Source organism: Limnohabitans sp. B9-3, assembly GCF_002778325.1.
Lineage (GTDB): Bacteria > Pseudomonadota > Gammaproteobacteria > Burkholderiales > Burkholderiaceae_C > Limnohabitans > Limnohabitans kasalickyi.
This window is the reverse complement of record NZ_NESI01000002.1, coordinates 181339-200822: the sequence shown is the minus strand read 5'-3', so window position 1 is coordinate 200822 and position 19484 is coordinate 181339. Positions and strand designations below refer to the sequence as shown.

Genomic DNA, 19484 nt, shown 5'->3' with positions numbered 1-19484 from the left:
ATGCGGGAAAGCCTCTCATTATATCCGAGGCACTGGTTTTCCCCAGTGTTTGCCCGACTTAATCCACCAAATGACAGGTCGCACTGGCGTGTAAGCAAATGGCAGCAGCCGCCGCCACATTGAGCGACTCCTCGCCACCGGGCTGCGCAATTCGCACCGCCAATTCGGCCTGCTGCGCTAACTCAGGCGACACGCCCTGCCCTTCATGCCCCATCAGCCACGCACAAGGCATGGGTAACTTGGCTTGGGCCAACAACGTGTGTAAAAAAGGCCCTTGGTGTGAGCTAGTCGCCACCCAAGGAATGTCCAGCACTGCAAGCGCGTCTAGCGACAAACCCTCGACCAAATGCAAACCAAAATGCGCCCCCATCCCAGCGCGTAACACCTTGGGGGACCACAACGCCGCCGTACCCTTGATCGCCAACACTTGGGTGAAACCAAAGGCTGAGGCGCTCCGCAAGATGGAGCCGACGTTGCCTGCGTCTTGCACGCGGTCCAACACCACCGTGGCGACCTTGGGCTGCACCACTTGGGTGCTGGGTGTGGCCAAAATAAAACCCATGCGCGCAGGCGACTCCAAGCTGCTGATTTCTGCAAACAAAGCATCAGGCAAAACCGTATTGCGCTCTGCGGCACGCGTCCACTCAGAAGGCGCTGTCGCCCATTGAGACTCTGCAAATACCGCGTGCTCGGGCTTGACACCACGGGTGAGCGCGGCGCGGCACAGATGATCGCCCTCTAGCCACACACGCCCGAGCTTGCGGTAGGCCGAGCTGTCTTGCGACAAACGGCGCAACTCTTTCACCAAGGGGTTATCGCGCGAGGTAATCAAATTCATGTCAACACTTTGGTAACGGGCGAAAACGTGGTTCGATGCCACGGCGTCGCACCGTGGGTTTGCAGCGCCAATAAATGGGCGGCGGTGCCATAGCCTTTGTGACTGTCAAAACCGTAAAGCGGGTACTCGGCATGCAACTGCATGCACCAGCGGTCACGGTGCACTTTGGCCAATATAGAAGCCGCAGAAATAGCAGGCACTTTGCTGTCGCCTTTGACAATCGCCTCCGCCAAGACATCCAACACGGGCAAACGGTTGCCATCCACCAACACTTTGTGTGGCTTCAGACGCAAACCTTCCACCGCGCGGCGCATAGCCAGCATCGTGGCTTGCAAAATATTCAAGGTATCGATTTCTTCAACCGTCGCTTCGGCGATGCAGCAACACAAAGCTTTGGCACGAATTTCGTCGTACAAACGCTCACGCTTCAATGGGGTCAATTTTTTGGAATCGGCCAAACCGAGGATCGGATTTTGATCATCCAAAATCACAGCAGCAGCCACCACAGGCCCAGCCAGCGGTCCGCGCCCAGCCTCATCGACACCCGCCATCAAACCGGGGGCATCCCAAACAAGCGGCGCTTGTTCAGCGCGCAAGAACTTTTTCGATCGCATGTGCGGCCAGTGCGGGGGTGTCGCGACGCAGGCTGTCGTGCAGCGCTGCAAAGCGTTGTTGAACATCAGACATGGCAGCGGGGTGATCCAGCCACTGCAGCACTTCGTACGCCATCGCGTCAGGCGATGCCGCATCTTGAAGTAGCTCAGGCACCACAAAGTCTTGGCTCAAGATATTGGGCAAGCCCACCCAAGGCTGCAACTTCTTGCGCTGCATGATTTGCCAACTGAGCCAGTTCATGTTGTACGCAATCACCATAGGGCGCTTGAAGAGTGCAGCCTCCAAGGTAGCGGTGCCACTGGCAATCAAAGTCACATCACATGCCGCCAAAGCTGCATGGGACTGACCATTCAGCAGCAAGAGGTTGGGCACAGGCCCTACTTCTTTCAAAATTTCGTCAATGCGCGCACGCAAAACAGGCATTGCGGGCAACACAAAGTGCAAGCCCGGCTGACGTTGGGCCATGCGTTGCGCAGCTTGCAAAAAGCGACGTGCTAAATACTCAATTTCAGAACTGCGGCTACCCGGCAACAAGGCCACCACCGTCGCATCTTGAGGAAGCCCTAATGCGGTGCGAGCCGCCGTACGGTCAACCTCATCGGGAATAGTTTGAGCCAAAGGATGGCCAACATAAGTTGCAGCAATGCCGTGCTGAGCCAACAAGGCTTCTTCGAACGGAAAAATGCACAACACATGGTCGACGCTTTGGCGGATTTTTTCTACCCGATCTGCGCGCCACGCCCAGATTGAGGGACACACAAAATGCACGGCAGGAATGCCTGCGCCCTTGAGGTCACGTTCTAAATCGAGGTTGAAGTCTGGGGCATCCACACCAATGAAGGCGCTCGGTGGATTAGCCAACAAACGGTCACGTAACTGGCGACGAATGCCCACGATTTCACGGTAATGACGAAGCACCTCCACATAGCCGCGCACCGCTAATTTTTCGTAGGGCCACCAAGGTTCAAAACCTTGGGCCTCCATAAGGAGACCACCGATACCCGAGCTTTGCATGTCTGGCCATTTTTGGCGCATGCCACCCAGCAGCAAGCCCGCCAGCAAATCACCCGAAGCCTCGCCTGCAACCAGCGAGAAAGACAAAGCCCCAGCCATGCGTTTTAGCGAATGATGCCGCGTTGCGGCGAGGTGTGGTCTAAGAAATCCAGCATCATGGCCACATCGGCTGCGGCTTCTGGTTTCTCTTGGGCCAACGCTGAAATGCGCTCTTTGGCTTTATCCAAGGTCAAATCATCGCGGTACAAGGCTTTATGCATGGCCTTCACCGCGCTGATGCGCTCGGCAGAAAAGCCACGACGGCGCAAACCTTCGAAGTTCATCGAACGTGGCTCGGCAGGTTGGCCTTGACACATCACAAAAGGCGGCACGTCCGCAAAAAGCAGCGAATGCATGGCGGAGAAGCTGTGCGCGCCAATGCGAACAAACTGGTGCACCACGGTAAAGCCACCCAAGATGACCCAGTCGCCCACATGCACGTGGCCGGCCAACTGCGCGCTGTTGGCGAAGATGGTGTGATTGCCCACCACGCAGTCGTGGGCTAGGTGAACGTAGGCCATGATCCAGTTGTCGTTGCCAACTTTCGTCACGCCCGCATCACCGGGCGAACCGATGTTGAAGGTACAAAACTCACGGATGGTGTTGCGGTCACCAATGATCAGTTCACAAGGCTCACCCGCATACTTTTTGTCTTGCGGCACCGCACCCAAGGAGTTGAACTGAAAAATACGGTTGTCTTGACCAATGCTGGTGTGACCTTCGATCACGCAGTGCGGCCCGACCGTCGTGCCAGCACCAATACGCACATGCGGGCCAATGATGGTGTAAGGCCCCACCTGCACCGAGCTGTCGAGCTCGGCTTTTGGGTCAACCAATGCGGTCGCGTGGATGTTGCTCATCGTCTAAATAAGGGCTAGTCGGATTAGGCAATCGCACGCATGGTGCACATCAGCTCGGCCTCGGTGGCGATCACATCACCCACTTTGGCTCGCGCTTTGAATTTGAAAATGCCGGCCTTCATGCGGTCCAACTCGACTTCCAAGGTTAGCTGATCGCCGGGCTCGACGGGGCGCTTGAAGCGTGCACCGTCGATGCCTGCGAAGTAATACACAGTTTTGTCATCGGGAGCGGCACCCAGGGTGTCGAACGCCAACAAAGCAGCGGCTTGTGCCAAGGCTTCCAAAATCAACACACCAGGCATGACGGGGTGGTGTGGGAAATGGCCACTGAAAAATGGCTCGTTCATGGTCACGTTTTTGAGCGCCTTGATGCTTTTGCCTTTTTCCAATTCCAACACACGGTCGACCAACAAAAATGGGTAACGGTGCGGCAATTGCTTCAAGATTTGATGGATGTCCATGCTCATTTTTTTTGACTTTCTAAGGCTGATTCAAGAGATTTGATGCGGTCGCGCAAGCGGTGCAACTGACGCAAGGTCGCGGCATTTTTCTCCCATGACGCATTGTCGTCGATGGGAAACACACCACTGTATTGACCAGGCTGGCGAATCGATCGCATGACCACTGAGGCTGCAGAAATGTGCACCCCATCGGCCAATTGCAAATGACCAAGTACAACCGCCCCACCGCCTACGGTGCAATTCGCACCAATGCGCGCGCTGCCTGCGACACCGGCACATCCAGCCATCGCGGTGTTCGCGCCTACGTGCACGTTGTGACCGATTTGCACCAAATTGTCGAGCTTGACGCCGTCTTCGAGCACTGTGTCGTCCAAAGCGCCGCGATCAATGCAAGTGTTGGCGCCGATTTCCACATTGTTGCCAATGCGCACAGCACCCAGTTGCTCAATTTTTTCCCAGCGTCCTTCAAACATGGCGAAACCGAAACCATCGGCACCAATCACCACACCCGCATGGATGATGCAGCGCTCGCCAATGTGGCAATCTTCACCCACGGTGATACCGGATTTAAGCCACGTATTGGCACCGATATGTGCGCCCCGCTCCACCACGCAGAGAGGACCTATTCGTGCAGTCGCGTGCACAGAAGCGCTGGGGTGGATGACCGCACTCGGGTGCACCAAGAATGCATCGTCTTTGGGTAAATGCTGACGCCAGAGTTGGGTCAAGCGTGCGAAGTAGTGATACGGGTTGTCAGCCACGATCAACGCCGAGCATGTGTCAGTGACCTCTGCCACTGCCGGCGACACGATCACACAACCCGCCTGAGTGGTGGCGAGTTGTGACTGGTATTTGGGATTGCTCAAAAAACTCAGCGTATCGGCTTGCGCTGTGTCAAGCGGTGAGAGTTTTTGAATCAGGCGTTGAGGATCGCCAACGAGGCGACCACCCAAACTTTCGATGATCTGGCCGAGACTCAGTGCCACGGCAGCTTATTTGGCAGCGTTGATGACCTTGAGCACTTTGTCGGTGATGTCGTGCTTGGGGTTGATGTAAACGGCTTCTTGCAAAACGAGGTCGAACTTTTCAGTTTCAGCCACTTGCTTGATGACACGGTTAGCGCGTTCGAGCACCTGTTGGAACTCTTCATTCTTGCGTGCGTTCAACTCTTCTTGGAACTCGCGGCGTTTGCGCTGCAGTTCGCGGTCTTGTTCACCCAATTGCTTTTGACGCGACAGACGCTGTGACTCAGACAAAGTAGGCGCTTCACGCTCAAACTTTTCGGCTGACGATTTCAAGTTGTTACCGAACTCAATCAAGTCTTTGTCGCGCTTAGCAAATTCTTGCTCTAACTTAGCTTGCGCTTGTTTGGCCGTATTGGCTTCTTTAAAGATTCTGTCAGTATTGATGAATCCAATGCGGATTTCTTCAGCTTGTACGCTGAATGCGGCCAAGCCCAAGGCGATGGTCAAAGAGAGGTGGCGAAAAAACGTGTTCATCAGAAGGATGTCCCGATCTGGAATTGCAATCGTTGGATTCTATCGCCTGTAAAGGCACGCGAAGGACGGGCCCATGCGAAACGCAAGGGACCCATCGGTGAGACCCAGCTCAAGCCAACGCCATAAGAGCTGCGCAGCTCGCTGAGCTGAATTTTGTCGTATTCGCCAAACACGTTACCCATGTCATAGAAACCGTACAAACGGAGACTGCGGTCATTGCCCGCGCCTGGAAATGGCAGCAAAAACTCGCTATTGAGCGTGACCTTTTTCGCACCACCGCTGACGATGCCGGACGGGTCACGATGCCCCAAGGTGCCTTGTTCGAAACCACGCACCGAGCCCAAACCACCCGAGTAGTAGTTTTTAAACACGGGGAAGGGTTGACCTTGCAAGCCTTTACCCAACCCAAAGTCGGCGTTGAAGGCAAAGGTGTATTGCTTGGTCAAAGGGAAATATTGCTGGTATTGCGCCCCAAACTTGGCGTAACGGGTATCACCGGCCAAACCTGTTTCACTGTTTAGACGGATGAACTTGCCGTTCGTCGGGTTCAAATAACTATCTCGACTGTCACGCGCCCAGCCCACCGTCAAAGGCACGGTGTGCGTGGTGTAACCAAACTGGTAGGCATATTTCAAATAGGAGTCAGGCAAGTTGGTGCCCGGCACAATTTGCGTTTGCTCTAACGAGGCACCCACAAAAACACGGTCTAACTCACTGAATGGCACACCAAAGCGAATGCCTGTGCCAGATGTGACAAGGCGGTAGTCACCGCCCTGCTCCACGTAAGGCCGGCTAGAGCGGTGGTAGTACTCAAAGGTGCGCGACACGCCGTCTTCCGTGAAATACGGGTCGGTGGTGTTGATCACGTAGTACTGGTTGAACTTGCTCGTGCTGACCTGCAAACCCAAGTTCTGGCCACTCCCAAAGACGTTGTCTTGCTGAATACCAAAAGAGAAAGTGACTTTTTCAGCGCTGGAGAAACCCGCGCCCAAGGTCAACATGCCCGTGGGTTTTTCAACCACGTTCACATTCAAATCGACCTGATCTTGGGAAGCCGCCACCTCTTGGGTGTCCACCTCGACGTCTTTGAAATAACCCAAGCGGTTGATGCGGTCACGCGACAAGCGAATGCGCTCGCCGTCGTACCACGAGGACTCCATCTGACGGAACTCGCGGCGCACGATCTGGTCGCGCGTGCGGTTGTTGCCCACGATGTTGATGCGTCGCACGTAAGCGCGACGCGACGGATCGGCCACCAACACCAACTTCACGCGGTTGGTGCTGCGGTCGATCTCGGGACGCACCTCGGTGCGGGCAAATGCAAAGCCAAAATTACCAAAATACTCGTTGAAGGCTTTGGTGGTTTTCGCCACATCATCCGCGTTGTAAGGCTTGCCGGCCTTGATCTCAATCAAAGACTTGAACTCATCGTCTTTGCCCAAGTAGTAGCCATCCAGAGCCACTTCAGACACGACAAAGCGGTCCCCCTCGGTCACGTTGATGGTGATGGAAATGTCTTGCTTGTTGGGGGAGATAGCCACTTGGGTGGAGTCCACACGGAACTCCAAGTAGCCACGCGACAAGTACCAAGCACGCAAGGTCTCAAGGTCGGCATTGAGCTTGGTGCGTGAATAACGATCGGACTTGGTGTACCAACTGAGCCAGTTGCCTGTACCTTGGTCGAACTGGTCCAGCAATTTGGATTCGCCAAAGGCTTGGGCACCTACGATGCGCATTTCTTTGATTTTGGCCAAATCGCCTTCAACGACCGTGAATGACAAATTCACACGGTTGCGATCCACGGGGGTGATGGTGGTGATAATTTCAGCACCGTACAAACTGCGGTTCACATACTGGCGCTTGAGTTCTTGCTCTGCACGGTCAGCCAAGGCTTTGTCAAACGGACGGCCCTCGGCCAACCCAATATCACGCAAAGCTTTGCGCAACACGTCTTTGTCAAACTCTTTGGTGCCGATAAATTCAACGGCTGCAATGTTGGGACGCTCCTCAACGATCAGCACCAGTTCGTCGCCATTGACTTCAATGCGCACGTCTTTAAACAAGCCCAAGGCAAACAGGCTGCGAATAGCAGCTGCGCCTTTTTCGTCGGTGTAATCGTCGCCGACACGAAACGGGATCGAGGCGAAAACGGTGCCTGGCTCAATGCGCTGTAAGCCTTCGACACGGATATCACGGACTTTGAAAGGATCCACCGCCCAGGCATTGAAGGCCAATGCAGACCCTAGCAAAAGCGCTGCAGCACAGGACAGGGGCGAGCGACGGAATCGAGGAAGTGGATGGGTCATGAACTGAAAACTCAAGGGCCTTGGGGTTGTTGTGTAGGGGGACTTAACTCAGCCAGCCCAAGCGAACCACGTCGTTAAAAAGAGAAAAAGCCATCAGCGCCATCAGCAAGGCCATGCCTGCACTTTGCAGGATTTCCAGCCATCGTGGCGAGGGTGGATGCCCCGTGAAAGCTTCGTAAAGATAATACAACAGGTGCCCGCCATCCAACACCGGCAGGGGCAAGAGATTGAACACACCAAGGCTCACACTGAGCAAGGCCAAATACGCCAAATACGGGCCTAACCCCACGCTGGCAGAACGCCCTGCGTAGTCGGCCATGCTCAGCGGGCCACTGAGGTTATCCAAAGAGGCACGGCCCGTGATCAAACGCCCCAACATATCGAGCGTCAGGCGCGAAACTTCCCAGGTTCGCTGCGCAGCGAGAACCACACCGTCCACCAGTCCGTATTGCACCCAAATTTTCTGCGGGGCTTCGCCCACTTGAGCGCCGATGCGCCCCACCGACTCGGTGCCTTCGGTCACGCGCTCAGGCGTCACTGCAAAAAGTAATACCCCCTGTCTTGGGCGGTGGACCTCCCACAGTTGCTCAGCGATTGGGCCTTGTGCGCGACCACTTGCGCGGACCGTGGCACGCAATGCTGCGGCGTCATGGATCACTCGCTCATTGATGCGTAAAACCTCATCCCCACGCTGCAAACCGGCGCGTTGGGCTGCACTGTTCGGTTGCAAGTCGCCTAAAACTGCGCGACTCCAAGCACCGACCAAACCCAAATCTTGCAAACCCGTGACAGGGTTGCTGCTGCCCTCGACAACAGGTGGAGGCGTCAAGGACACCGTGTGCGCTGAGCTGCGCCCCTTAGGCTGGACTTCCAACACAAAGACCTGCGCCATAGGATCTTGCTGCATCAGCCACCAGCGCAGTTGCTCCATAGAGTCCACATCTTGCAGACTCGACTCATCCCCCCCCGCGCGCAACACCAGGTCACCACTGTTCAAGCCGGCCAAATCTGCAGGCGAACCCGCAACAGGCGTGGCCAACAAGGCGCGGGTTTCATATTGACCTAGCCAAAATGTCGCCGCGTACAAAGCAAGTGCCAATAAAAAGTTCGCCAGAGGGCCGGCCGACACAATGGCCGCACGCGCCCACAAAGGCTGGCGATCCAAAGCCATAGCAGCATCGGCAGGCGTCAAGGCTTCAGACGAAGCATCCAACATCTTGACGTAGCCGCCTAAAGGAATCAAGCTGATGGCAAATTCAGTGTCCTGACCAGGATACGGACGACGCGACTTCCAGCGCAACAAAGGTTTGCCAAAACCAATCGAAAATGTCAGCACCTTGACACCACAGGCCACCGCGACCCGGTAGTGGCCCCACTCATGCACGGTGATGAGCAAGCCCAAACCGAGCAGAAAGGCCAACACGGTCATGGCAAAGCCAAGCGATGAATTTCGTCTTGAGCAACGGCACGGGCTTGTGAATCCAGCGCGAGCAAGTCATCGAGATGCTTTGGGGCATCAAACGTCATGCGGGACAAACAGTTCAAATTCAGATGGTGAATTTGATCAAAGCGAATGCGTCGGTCCAAGAAAGCGGCCACGGCAATTTCGTTTGAAGCATTCAATACCGCCGTGGTGCCACGTGGACCACGCAAGGCATGCCAAGCCAAATGAATGCCTGCAAAACGCTCCGGGTGGCCATGGTCGTCCAAGGCCTCAAAGGTCATGGCCGACATGGTGTGAAAGTCCAGCGCCTCAGCGCCAGAGACCATGCGCTCGGGCCAGCTCAAGCCATAGGCAATGGGCACACGCATGTCGGGCGTGCCCAGCTGCGCCACCACGGAGTTGTCGCGGTACTGCACCATGGAGTGAATGATGCTTTGGGGGTGAATCACGACCTCCAAGCGCTCAGGGGACAAACCAAACAAATAGCGCGCCTCGATGACTTCCAAGGCCTTGTTCATCATGGTTGCAGAGTCCACCGAAATTTTTCGGCCCATCACCCAGTTGGGGTGTGCACAGGCTTGTTCAGGCGTGACGTCTTTGAGCGTGGCCAACTCGCGGGTGCGAAACGGGCCGCCAGATGCTGTCAGGATGATTTTGGCCACCCGAGCATCCCACGTGGCGGGGTCTTCGGGCAACGATTGAAAAATAGCCGAGTGCTCGCTGTCGATGGGCAGCAGCGTGGCGCCGCCCTCTTTCACCGCAGCCAAAAAAACCTCAGCCCCCACCACCAAGGCTTCTTTGTTGGCCAGCAACAATCGCTTGCCACTGCGTGCCGCTGCCAAACAAGGCGATAAGCCCGCAGCCCCCACAATCGCGGCCATGACAGCATCGACATCCGGGTGAGCCGCCACCTCATCGAGTGCCGCCATGCCGCTGAGCACTTGAACCGTCAATCCCTCAGCATGCACCCGGTCTTGTAGTTGTTTTGCGGCTTCAGGTTGCACCATCACCGCGAAGCGAGGCTTGAATTGCGCACACTGTCGCAACATCAAATCCACTTGGGTTGCACCCGTGAGGGCAAAAACCTCAAATCGATCGGGATGACGTGCAATCACGTCAAGGGTGTTGGTGCCAATTGAACCGGTCGATCCGAGCACTGTGATGCGTTGCGGCATAGAGCCTCCATGAAGTGAGGACAAATATAAAGTCAAACCGATTGCACCAGCATCAGCGCAAGTGGCAGTGTGGGCAGCAAGGCGTCAACGCGGTCTAACACGCCGCCATGACCGGGTAACAGCTGGCTGCTGTCTTTGAAGCCTGCGCTGCGCTTGACCAGAGATTCGACCAAATCGCCCACCACGCTCATGGACACCAAAAACAAGGTGGCCAGAACCATGAACGGCCAACCTCGGTTGTGCAAGCGCGTGAACAAACTGGGACTGTCGACCGCCCACTGGGTGTCAGCCCAGACCCAAAAGAAAGCCATAGCCAGAACACCGACCATGCCACCCCACACACCTTCCCAGCTTTTACCGGGACTGATGGCGACGGCCAATTTTCGGCGACCAAAGGCGCGACCTGAAAAATAAGCGGCAATGTCTGCCATCCAGACCAAAAGCAGCAAGGAAAGTAGAAAATTAACGCCCATCACTTTGGCTTGGTACATCGCGAGCCACGTCAAGCACAACGCCAGAATGCCTACGATCCAACGCACGATGCGAGAAATGTGAGGCCAATGGGCCACGCCGCCTCGTAAAAGCCAAGCGCCAACCAAGACCCAAGCTGCACCTGAAATAGGCCACATCAACGCAGGAGGCTGGTAAGCCCAACGTCCCGACCATGCCAGCAAGCACAAAACAACGCAGAAAGCCCCCATTCGCAGCGCACCTCGCATAGCGAGGCCATTCAAGCGTCCCCATTCCCAGGCGCCTGCCGCGATCAAAACCAAGGTGAGGCCGGCCAGAGGCTCAGCCGTCGTCGCCAACAGGGCAGGCAGCAAAAGCGCCAGCAGCACAAGGGCGGTGATGACGCGTTGTTTCAGCATGAGGTCTTAGACCGCCATGATTTCGTGTTCTTTGCTGGCGATCAGCTTGTCGATCTCGCCAATATGACTGTCGGTGGTTTTTTGAATATCGGCTTCTGCGCGTTTTTGGTCATCTTCAGAAGCAAGTTTGTCTTTGACCAATTTTTTGACCGATTCGTTGGCGTCACGACGCAAGTTCCGTACAGCCACCTTGGCATTTTCACCTTCGGTACGAACCACTTTGGTGAGTTCTTTGCGACGCTCTTCGGACATGGGGGGCATGGGCACGCGAATCAACTCGCCCATCGATGAAGGATTCAGCCCCAAATCGCTGTCACGAATGGCTTTTTCGATTTTGGCACCCATGGGCTTTTCCCAGGGTTGAACGCTCAAGGTGCGGGCATCCAACAACGAGACGTTGGCCACTTGGCTGATCGGCACCATGGAGCCGTAGTAGTCCACTTGCACGTTATCGAGCAAGGCCGGACTTGGGCGGCCCGTGCGAATTTTGGTCAGACTATGGCTGAAAGCCGCAATCGATTGACCCATTTTGGTTTCGGTTGTTTTCTTGATGTCAGCGATGGTCATGTTGTGCTCCGGAGGCAACGCATTGAAAAAGTCGAAACGAACAGTGAATCAGGATCAGGCATGAACCAAAGTGCCTTCGTCTTCACCCATGACCACGCGTTTGAGGGCGCCATTTTTGAAAATCGAAAACACTTTGATCGGTAATTTTTGATCACGGCACAGCGCAAAAGCGGTGGCGTCCATGATGCCGAGGTTTTGGCCAATCGCGTCGTCGAAACTGATTTTGTCGTAACGGGTCGCGTTGGGGTCTTTTTTAGGGTCCGCGGTGTAAACACCATCAACTTTGGTGGCTTTGAGCACCATCTCTGCACCAATCTCAGCACCGCGCAACGCTGCAGCGGTGTCGGTCGTGAAGAAGGGATTACCGGTACCAGCGGCAAAAATCACCACCTTGCCCTCTTCGAGGTACTGCAACGCTTTGGGACGAACGTAAGGCTCCACCACTTGGTCAATCGCAATGGCAGACATCACACGTGCCGTCAAACCGGCTTTGTTCATGGTGTCGGCCAAGGCCAAGGAGTTCATCACCGTAGCCAACATCCCCATGTAATCGGCCGTGGCTCGGTCCATACCGACAGCACCGCCCGCGACGCCGCGGAAAATGTTGCCACCACCGATCACAATGGCCACTTCCACACCCAAATGGATCACTTCAGCCACTTCGCCGACGATGCGAACGATGGTGGCACGGTTGATACCAAATGCATCATCACCCATCAAGGCCTCCCCTGACAGCTTGAGCAAAATACGCTTGTGGGCTGGTTGGGGTGTGGTCATGAAAAGCTCCTGAATGTATAGGGTGGAATTGGTGTAGTAGATGAATAACAGAAGGGGAGCCTACGCCCCCCTTTCTGATTAGGCTGACTGCTTGGCAGCAGCGACTTGTGCAGCCACTTCGGCAGCGAAGTCGTCAACTTTCTTCTCAATGCCTTCGCCCACCACGTACAGGGTGAAAGAAGCCACTTTGGTGTTGGCAGCCTTGAGCATTTGCTCAACGGTTTGCTTGTCGTTCTTGACGAACGTTTGGTCGAACAAAGACACCTCTTTGAGGTACTTCTGCACAGAGCCTTCCACCATCTTGGTGACGATGTCAGCAGGCTTGCCGGATTCAGCCGCTTTGGCTGCAGCGACTGAACGCTCTTTTTCGATCAATTCAGCAGGCACGTCAGCGCTGGTCAAAGCCACTGGCTTCATCGCAGCCACATGCATTGCCACATCTTTGGCGGCGGTTTCATCGCCATCAAACTCGACCAGTACACCAATGCGGGTACCGTGCAGGTAAGAAGCCAATTTGTGTGCACCGTCGAAACGCTTGAAACGACGGAAGCTCATGTTCTCGCCGATCTTGCCGATGAGGCCTTTGCGTGCGTCTTCCAATGTGGGACCGAAACCTTCTTGGCTATAGGCCAAGGCGCCCATTTCTTCCACAGAAGCTGGGTTGTGCTTGACGATCAACTCGACCGCTGCTTGAGCCAAAGCTAAGAAGCTATCGTTTTTAGTGACAAAGTCGGTTTCGCAGTTCACTTCCAACAGAGCGCCCGTGTTGCCACTGATGTAGCTGGTGACAACACCTTCGGCAGTGATGCGACTCGATGCTTTGCCGGCTTTGCTGCCGAGCTTGACGCGCAACAACTCTTCTGCTTTGGCCATGTCGCCTTCGGCTTCAGTCAAAGCTTTTTTGCACTCCATCATGGGGGCGTCGGTTTTAGCGCGCAATTCAGCGACCATGCTTGCGGTAATAGCAGCCATTTAAATTCTCCGTATCAGTTCAAAAATTTCAGGTGTGAAAAAGGGGCTACACAAGCCCCTTTTCGACGTTGGGCCTAGCGATTAAGCAGCGACTTCAACAAACTCTTCGCTACCTTCGGTCACAGCTTTGACCAAGTCGTTGGTGGCGTTGGCACGGCCTTCGATGATCGCGTCAGCGATACCGCGAGCGTACAAAGTCACAGCCTTAGACGAGTCGTCGTTGCCTGGGATGATGTAGTCGATGCCTTCAGGTGAGTGGTTAGAGTCCACCACGCCGATCAATGGGATGCCCAGCTTCTTGGCTTCGGCGATGGCAATCTTGTGGTAGCCAACGTCGATCACGAAGATCGCATCAGGCAACACAGCCATATCTTGAATGCCGCCGATGTCTTTCTCAAGCTTTTCCATTTCGCGCTTGAACATCAGTTGTTCTTTTTTAGACAGAGCGTCCAAACCAGCTTCTTGCTGGATTTTCATGTCTTTCAAACGCTTGATCGATGTCTTGACTGTTTTGAAGTTGGTCAACATGCCGCCCAACCAACGTTGGTCAACAAAAGGCACGCCAGCGCGTTGCGCTTCTGCGGCCACGATTTCGCGGGATTGACGCTTTGTACCGACCATCAACACATTGCCACGATTCGCAGACAACTGCTTCACGAATTTGATGGCATCTTGGAACATCGGCAACGATTTTTCCAAGTTAATGATGTGAATTTTGTTGCGGTGACCAAAAATGAACGGTGCCATTTTTGGGTTCCAGAAGCGAGTTTGGTGACCAAAGTGGACGCCGGCTTCCAGCATTTCGCGCATTGTGACTGACATAAATTTACTCCAAAGGTTGGGTCTAAAATCCAGCCCTTCATCGCCGCACGTCAACACTTTGAGACATGCGGCAACACCTTGAATGGGCTGGTTTGCGAGTGATGTTTACTCCGAATAAACCCTAAGAGTTGTTATCCGGAAAAACCCAACGATTCTAGCACAGCCAAACATGCACAACACCCTGCGTCCACCCTTCACCCGCCTGTCAAACATATGAAGATTGCAGTGATTGGTGCAGGCGTGATCGGTGTGACCACCGCTTACGAGCTCGCACGTCAAAACCATGAAGTGAGTATTTTTGAAAGTAATGGTTCTGCCGCAGAGCTGTGCAGCTTTGCCAACGCAGGTGTTGTGTCGCCCGGCTACACAACACCCTGGGCCAAGCCAGGGATGGCCTTGCATGTACTCACCCATTTGTGGCAACGCCACACACCGGTGCGCATAGGCAGACTTGGATGGCATGATTTAAGGTGGCTTTGGCAGTGGCAGCGCGCCTGTGATAGCACCACCTTTGCGCGCAACCGCGGCAACATGCTTCGTCTTGCTAGCTACAGCCAGCAACGTTTACAAGCACTTACCAGCCGTTTGAATTTGGACTACGAACGAACGCCGGGTTTTTTGGTCATGTTGCGAGGGGAACGTGAGCGTAAATTAGCACAAGCCTCATTGCAAGTCATACGTGATGCCGGCGTGAGCGTGAAAACGCTTTCCCCTGAACAAGCACGTGCCATAGAGCCCGCTCTCAACCCAGACACGCCATTTTTGGAAGCGCTTTATTTTGCTGAGGACGAAGTCAGCAACTCGCGCCAGTTCACACTGATGCTCAAACAAGAAGCCGAGGCGATTGGCGTGAAACTGCATTTGAATGCGCCTATTCAGCCACTTCTTCGCTCACAACCCACCACCATCCGACTCGCCCCCGACGATGCAGGACGCAGCTTTGATGCGGTGGTGATGTGCGCAGCTTTGGCCAGTGCTTCCTTACTCGCCCCACTGGGCCTGCGCATTCCACTGACGGCAGTCCATGGTTATTCGGTAAGCGCCGCATTGCGCGAACATCTAGATGCCCCCCGCAGCGGCGTGATGGACGAGCGCTACAAAGTGGCTATTTCCCGATTGGGACAGCGTGTGCGCGTATCCGGTGGCGCCGAAATTGGCGGTCGTTCCAGCCAGCATCATGCGGGCAGCATCCATACTTTGTACAAAGTGTTGGACGATTGGTTTCCCGGTGCCGCTCGCACCCAAGACAATGTCCAAATTTGGAAAGGCGCACGACCCATGATGCCCGACGGCCCTCCCCTTGTAGGCGCCAGCGGTGTGCCCAACATATGGCTGAATTTAGGACATGGCTCCAGCGGCTGGGCACTTGCCTGTGGCAGCGCGCGCGTGGTGGCTGACAGCATCAGCGGACGCAAACCAGAAATAGACCTCACAGGCTTGGGCATTGAACGCCTAGGTCGCACCCGATGAACGCTGAAAACCTTGTGCAACGCTTACGAAACGATCGCGCATGGCCTTTGTTTGGCACGATCTCAACTCGGGCTATTGAAGTTCACGCACAAGGCAATTTACCCAGCAACACCCTGATGCAGAGAGCCGGTTTAGCCACCGCACAATTGGCAATGGCCTTAACGCCACACGCTCAAACCATTTGGATTGCCTGCGGTCCCGGTAACAACGGCGGCGATGGACTAGAAGCCGCCATGCATTTGAAGCGATGGGGGAAGCGCGCGGTCGTGACCTGGCTAGGCACGCCCGAATTAACGCCGCCTGATGCACAACAAGCTTGGCAACGGGCTTGCGCCTCCGGCGTAGTAGTTGAAAACGCCCCACCTGCACAATTTGACTTAGCCATCGACGCCCTGCTCGGCATGGGTTGCCAACGCAAGCCTGATGGGTCAATAGCGCAATGGCTGACGCTGATGCACGCCAGCGAATCTCCCATTTTGAGCGTCGATGTTCCCTCTGGCTTGATGAGTGAAACCGGCCAATGGTTCAAGCCCAACACCCCGACATTCAACAACGCCCAACGGCACACCTTGAGTCTGCTCACACTCAAGCCCGGGCTTTTTACAGCCGATGGCCGAGATGCGGCAGGTGAAGTTTGGTTCTGCAACTTGGGCATTGAAAGTATGCAAAAACCAGACGCTTGGCTACAGGCTGGTACAGCAACATCCACACCGCGCCCACAAAATAGCCACAAAGGCAGTTATGGCGATGTGATGGTGATTGGCGGCGCACCAGGGATGACGGGGGCAGCCGTCTTGGCGAGCACAGCTGCCTTGCATGGCGGAGCGGGACGTGTGTTAACGGCTTTTCTCGATGACGCCGATCACAGCGCCGTCGCAGCCCAACACCCCGCTCTGATGGTGAGGCAAGTCAAAGATCTCGCCTTCGAACACGCTACCATCGTCTGCGGATGCGGCGGCGGTGATGCAGTGCGGACCGAACTGCCCCGCGTCCTCTCTACGGCCGCACGACTGGTTTTAGACGCCGATGCCTTGAACGCCATCGCGCGCGATCCATCGTTGCTGAAATTATTAAAAAACCGCGCAGCAAAGAATTTACCCACGGTCTTGACGCCTCACCCTCTCGAAGCTGCGCGGATGCTGGGCTGCACGGCGGCTGAGGTGCAAATGGACCGCTTAGAGGCGGCTGAGAAATTAGCCCAACACACCCAATCCGTGGTGGTACTCAAAGGCTCTGGCAGCATCATCGCGCAAAGCGGCGAAACTTCCGTCATCAACCCGACAGGTAGCGCCCTTTTAGCGACCGCCGGAACTGGCGATGTTTTAGCTGGGTTGATTGGCGCCAAACTAGCCCAAGGCCAAAACCAAGGGCAAAAGGCATTTTCGGCAAGTTGCGAAGCCGTGCGAACACATGGCTTCGTTGCAGACACTTGGGGCACAAAAGGCCCAACGTTTGACGCAGCACTTTTGGCTGCGTCAGTGCGCTGAGTTACTTTTTAGGTCGTCGGGTTGGAGCGCCTGCGCTCTTTTTAGCGCCAGGTTTGGCGTCGCCCTTACGCGCTTTACCGCCCACCTTGGTGAACGCTTTCTTGACGGCAGATTTAAAGTTCTGAATGGGCGATATCCCGCCCTCAAAACTGCCACCGTTGCGCGAAGGCGCCCGATCTTTGCCAGAACGAACGGCTGGTGCAGCCTCCTCACCTTCACGCACCAAGCGGAAGTCAATTTTTCGACCATCCAAATCGACACGGCTGACTTGTACACGCACGCGCGAGCCAATGGCATAGCGAATACCTGAACGCTCACCGCGCAACTCTTGGCGAGCCTCATCAAAGCGGAAATATTCACCACCCAACTCGGTGATGTGCACCAAGCCCTCGACGTACATGGCGTCTAACGTGACAAACAAGCCAAAGCTAGTGGCCGTGGTGACAACACCGCCATACTCTTCACCCAAATGCTCACGCATGTATTTGCATTTGAGCCAAGCTTCCACATCCCGACTGGCCTCGTCCGCACGTCGCTCATTGGCACTGCAATGCAAGCCCGCAGCCTCCCAAGCTTGTTGATCCACTGTGACTTTGGGTTTTTGAGCCAACTTTTCCGAGGGTTCGCGCACACGAGAGGCCAAGCGGCGCGCCAACTTGGCATGTGCTTCACCGGGTGTAGGCAAGGCTGGCAGTTGATAACGGCGTTGCAACAAAATAGCTTTGATGACGCGGTGCACCAGTAAATCTGGGTAGCGACGAATGGGGCTTGTGAAATGCGTGTAGGCCTCAAACGCCAAACCAAAGTGACCATTGTTCATGGGCGTATAAATGGCTTGCTGCATGGATCGCAGCAACATGGCATGAATTTGCTGCGCATCGGGCCGTTCTTTGGTGGCCTCAGCAATCGCTTGAAAATCACTCGGCTTAGGGTCGTTACCCACCGACATGTTCACGCCCGAAGCTTTCAGAAAGCCTCTCAAAATTTCGATTTTTTCAGGCGTGGGGCCTTCATGCACACGGAACAAGCCAGGTTGTTTGCTCTGCAAAATAAAATCAGCACTGCACACGTTGGCAGCCAGCATGGCCTCTTCAATCAACTTGTGCGCGTCGTTGCGTGTACGCGGAATGATTTTCTCAATGCGTCCGCTGTCGTCACAAACAATTTGTGTCTCTGTAGTTTCAAAGTCAACGGCACCGCGCGCGTGGCGTGCTTTCAATAACGCACCGTACACGTCATGCAAATTCAACAAGTCGGGAATGCGCTCTTTGCGTTTTGCCGCTTCTGGACCACGCGTGTTCGACAAAATCGCGGCAACTTCGGTGTAAGTAAACCGCGCATGGCTGTGCATGACCGCAGGGTAAAACTGATAAGCCTGCACATCACCTGTTGACGTGATCATCATGTCGCACACCATGCACAAGCGCTCGACATCAGGGTTGAGCGAACACAAACCGTTCGACAGTTTCTCGGGCAGCATGGGGATCACACGGCGCGGAAAGTACACGCTGGTAGCGCGGTCATACGCGTCGATGTCGATGGCACTGCCGGTATCCACGTAGTGACTCACGTCGGCAATCGCCACAAGCAAACGCCAGCCTTTGGTTTTACCAACTTTCGCAGGCTCGCAATAAACCGCATCGTCAAAGTCGCGCGCGTCTTCTCCATCAATCGTGACCAAGGCGACGTCGGTCAGATCAACGCGGCCTTTTTTGTCTTGCGCACGCACCTTGTCTGGCAAGCCACGCGCCAAAGCCAAACAGCCTTCAGAAAATTCGTGCGGCACGCCATATTTGCGCACGGCAATTTCGATTTCCATACCGGGGTCATCGACCTCACCCAACACCTCTTTGATGCGACCCACGGGTTGGCCGTACAAACTCGGGGGTTCGGTCAATTCAACCACCACCACTTGGCCCGAAATGGCTTTGCCTGTGGCACCTTTGTGGATCAATACATCTTGGCCATAGCGCTTGTCTTCGGGGGCGACCAACCAAACACCACTCTCTTGAAGCAATCGGCCAATGATGGGTTGCTTGGAGCGTTCCAAAATTTCAACCACGCGACCTTCGGGTCGACCTTTACGATCGAAGCGAACCACGCGCGCTTTCACGCGATCTCGGTGCAAGACAGCACGCATTTCATTCGGGGGCAAATAAATGTCTGGCGCACCGTCATCACGCTGCACAAAACCATGACCATCTCGGTGACCCGACACGGTTCCTTCAAACTCTTCCAGTAATGAACTGGCAACTGTGGAATTTTTGAT

18 protein-coding genes are annotated in these 19484 nt (G+C 55.1%); 2 read left to right on the top strand and 16 right to left on the bottom strand.

Annotated features, from left to right (window positions below; all coding sequences use genetic code 11):
* Nucleotides 1–58 precede the first annotated feature (58 nt).
* From B9Z42_RS03820 to rpsB, 15 genes are all read right to left on the bottom strand, one after another.
* Nucleotides 59–838, bottom strand: a complete 780-nt coding sequence (locus B9Z42_RS03820) for an RNA methyltransferase (RefSeq protein ID WP_100132020.1) — start codon at nt 836–838, stop codon at nt 59–61.
* Complete coding sequence (rnhB, locus tag B9Z42_RS03815) at nt 835–1452, bottom strand: ribonuclease HII (RefSeq protein ID WP_100132019.1); 618 nt, start codon at nt 1450–1452, stop codon at nt 835–837. The genes B9Z42_RS03820 and rnhB overlap by 4 nt, the downstream gene beginning before the upstream one ends.
* Complete coding sequence (gene lpxB, locus B9Z42_RS03810; protein ID WP_199171972.1) at nt 1424–2566, bottom strand: lipid-A-disaccharide synthase; 1143 nt, start codon at nt 2564–2566, stop codon at nt 1424–1426. The genes rnhB and lpxB overlap by 29 nt, the downstream gene beginning before the upstream one ends.
* 5 nt (nt 2567–2571) lie before the next feature.
* Entirely contained in the window at nt 2572–3366 is a 795-nt protein-coding gene (gene lpxA / locus B9Z42_RS03805) for an acyl-ACP--UDP-N-acetylglucosamine O-acyltransferase (RefSeq protein WP_100132018.1), read from the bottom strand.
* 23 nt (nt 3367–3389) lie between these two features.
* Nucleotides 3390–3827, bottom strand: a complete 438-nt coding sequence (gene fabZ, locus B9Z42_RS03800; RefSeq protein ID WP_100132276.1) for a 3-hydroxyacyl-ACP dehydratase FabZ — start codon at nt 3825–3827, stop codon at nt 3390–3392.
* Between the two features lie 2 nt (nt 3828–3829).
* Nucleotides 3830–4813 (bottom strand): UDP-3-O-(3-hydroxymyristoyl)glucosamine N-acyltransferase, encoded by a 984-nt coding sequence (lpxD, locus tag B9Z42_RS03795; RefSeq protein ID WP_100132017.1) that lies wholly within the window; start codon nt 4811–4813, stop codon nt 3830–3832.
* Between the two features lie 6 nt (nt 4814–4819).
* Nucleotides 4820–5326: an OmpH family outer membrane protein gene (locus tag B9Z42_RS03790; RefSeq protein ID WP_100132016.1), complete on the bottom strand. Its 507-nt coding sequence runs from the start codon at nt 5324–5326 to the stop codon at nt 4820–4822.
* Complete coding sequence (gene bamA / locus B9Z42_RS03785) at nt 5326–7632, bottom strand: outer membrane protein assembly factor BamA (protein ID WP_100132015.1); 2307 nt, start codon at nt 7630–7632, stop codon at nt 5326–5328. Before bamA ends, B9Z42_RS03790 begins: the two co-directional genes overlap by 1 nt.
* 43 nt (nt 7633–7675) lie before the next feature.
* The gene (gene rseP, locus B9Z42_RS03780; RefSeq protein ID WP_100132014.1) at nt 7676–9061 is read right to left on the bottom strand and encodes an RIP metalloprotease RseP; all 1386 of its coding nucleotides are present in this window, start codon (nt 9059–9061) and stop codon (nt 7676–7678) included.
* Nucleotides 9058–10251 (bottom strand): 1-deoxy-D-xylulose-5-phosphate reductoisomerase, encoded by a 1194-nt coding sequence (gene ispC / locus B9Z42_RS03775; protein WP_100132013.1) that lies wholly within the window; start codon nt 10249–10251, stop codon nt 9058–9060. The genes rseP and ispC overlap by 4 nt, the downstream gene beginning before the upstream one ends.
* Nucleotides 10252–10283: 32 nt before the next feature.
* Nucleotides 10284–11120 (bottom strand): phosphatidate cytidylyltransferase, encoded by an 837-nt coding sequence (locus B9Z42_RS03770; protein WP_100132012.1) that lies wholly within the window; start codon nt 11118–11120, stop codon nt 10284–10286.
* Between the two features lie 6 nt (nt 11121–11126).
* The gene (gene frr / locus B9Z42_RS03765; protein WP_100132011.1) at nt 11127–11687 is read right to left on the bottom strand and encodes a ribosome recycling factor; all 561 of its coding nucleotides are present in this window, start codon (nt 11685–11687) and stop codon (nt 11127–11129) included.
* A gap of 54 nt (nt 11688–11741) precedes the next feature.
* A complete protein-coding gene (pyrH, locus tag B9Z42_RS03760; RefSeq protein WP_100132010.1) occupies nt 11742–12464 on the bottom strand; it encodes a UMP kinase in 723 nt (240 codons plus the stop codon).
* A 78-nt stretch (nt 12465–12542) separates the two neighbouring features.
* On the bottom strand, nt 12543–13436 hold the full coding sequence (gene tsf / locus B9Z42_RS03755; protein ID WP_100132009.1) for a translation elongation factor Ts: 894 nt from the start codon (nt 13434–13436) through the stop codon (nt 12543–12545).
* 81 nt (nt 13437–13517) lie between these two features.
* Nucleotides 13518–14258 carry a 30S ribosomal protein S2 gene (gene rpsB, locus B9Z42_RS03750; RefSeq protein WP_100132008.1) on the bottom strand — a complete coding sequence of 247 codons (741 nt, stop codon included), beginning with the start codon at nt 14256–14258 and terminating at the stop codon, nt 13518–13520.
* A gap of 213 nt (nt 14259–14471) precedes the next feature.
* Here rpsB and B9Z42_RS03745 point away from each other — a divergent pair, with 213 nt between their 5' ends.
* Nucleotides 14472–15728, top strand: a complete 1257-nt coding sequence (locus B9Z42_RS03745; protein ID WP_100132007.1) for a D-amino acid dehydrogenase — start codon at nt 14472–14474, stop codon at nt 15726–15728.
* Nucleotides 15725–17215 (top strand): NAD(P)H-hydrate dehydratase, encoded by a 1491-nt coding sequence (locus tag B9Z42_RS03740; protein ID WP_100132006.1) that lies wholly within the window; start codon nt 15725–15727, stop codon nt 17213–17215. The genes B9Z42_RS03745 and B9Z42_RS03740 overlap by 4 nt, the downstream gene beginning before the upstream one ends.
* 1 nt (nt 17216) lies before the next feature.
* Here B9Z42_RS03740 and rnr read toward each other — a convergent pair whose 3' ends face one another.
* Nucleotides 17217–19484 (bottom strand): ribonuclease R, encoded by a 2268-nt coding sequence (rnr, locus tag B9Z42_RS03735; RefSeq protein ID WP_100132005.1) that lies wholly within the window; start codon nt 19482–19484, stop codon nt 17217–17219.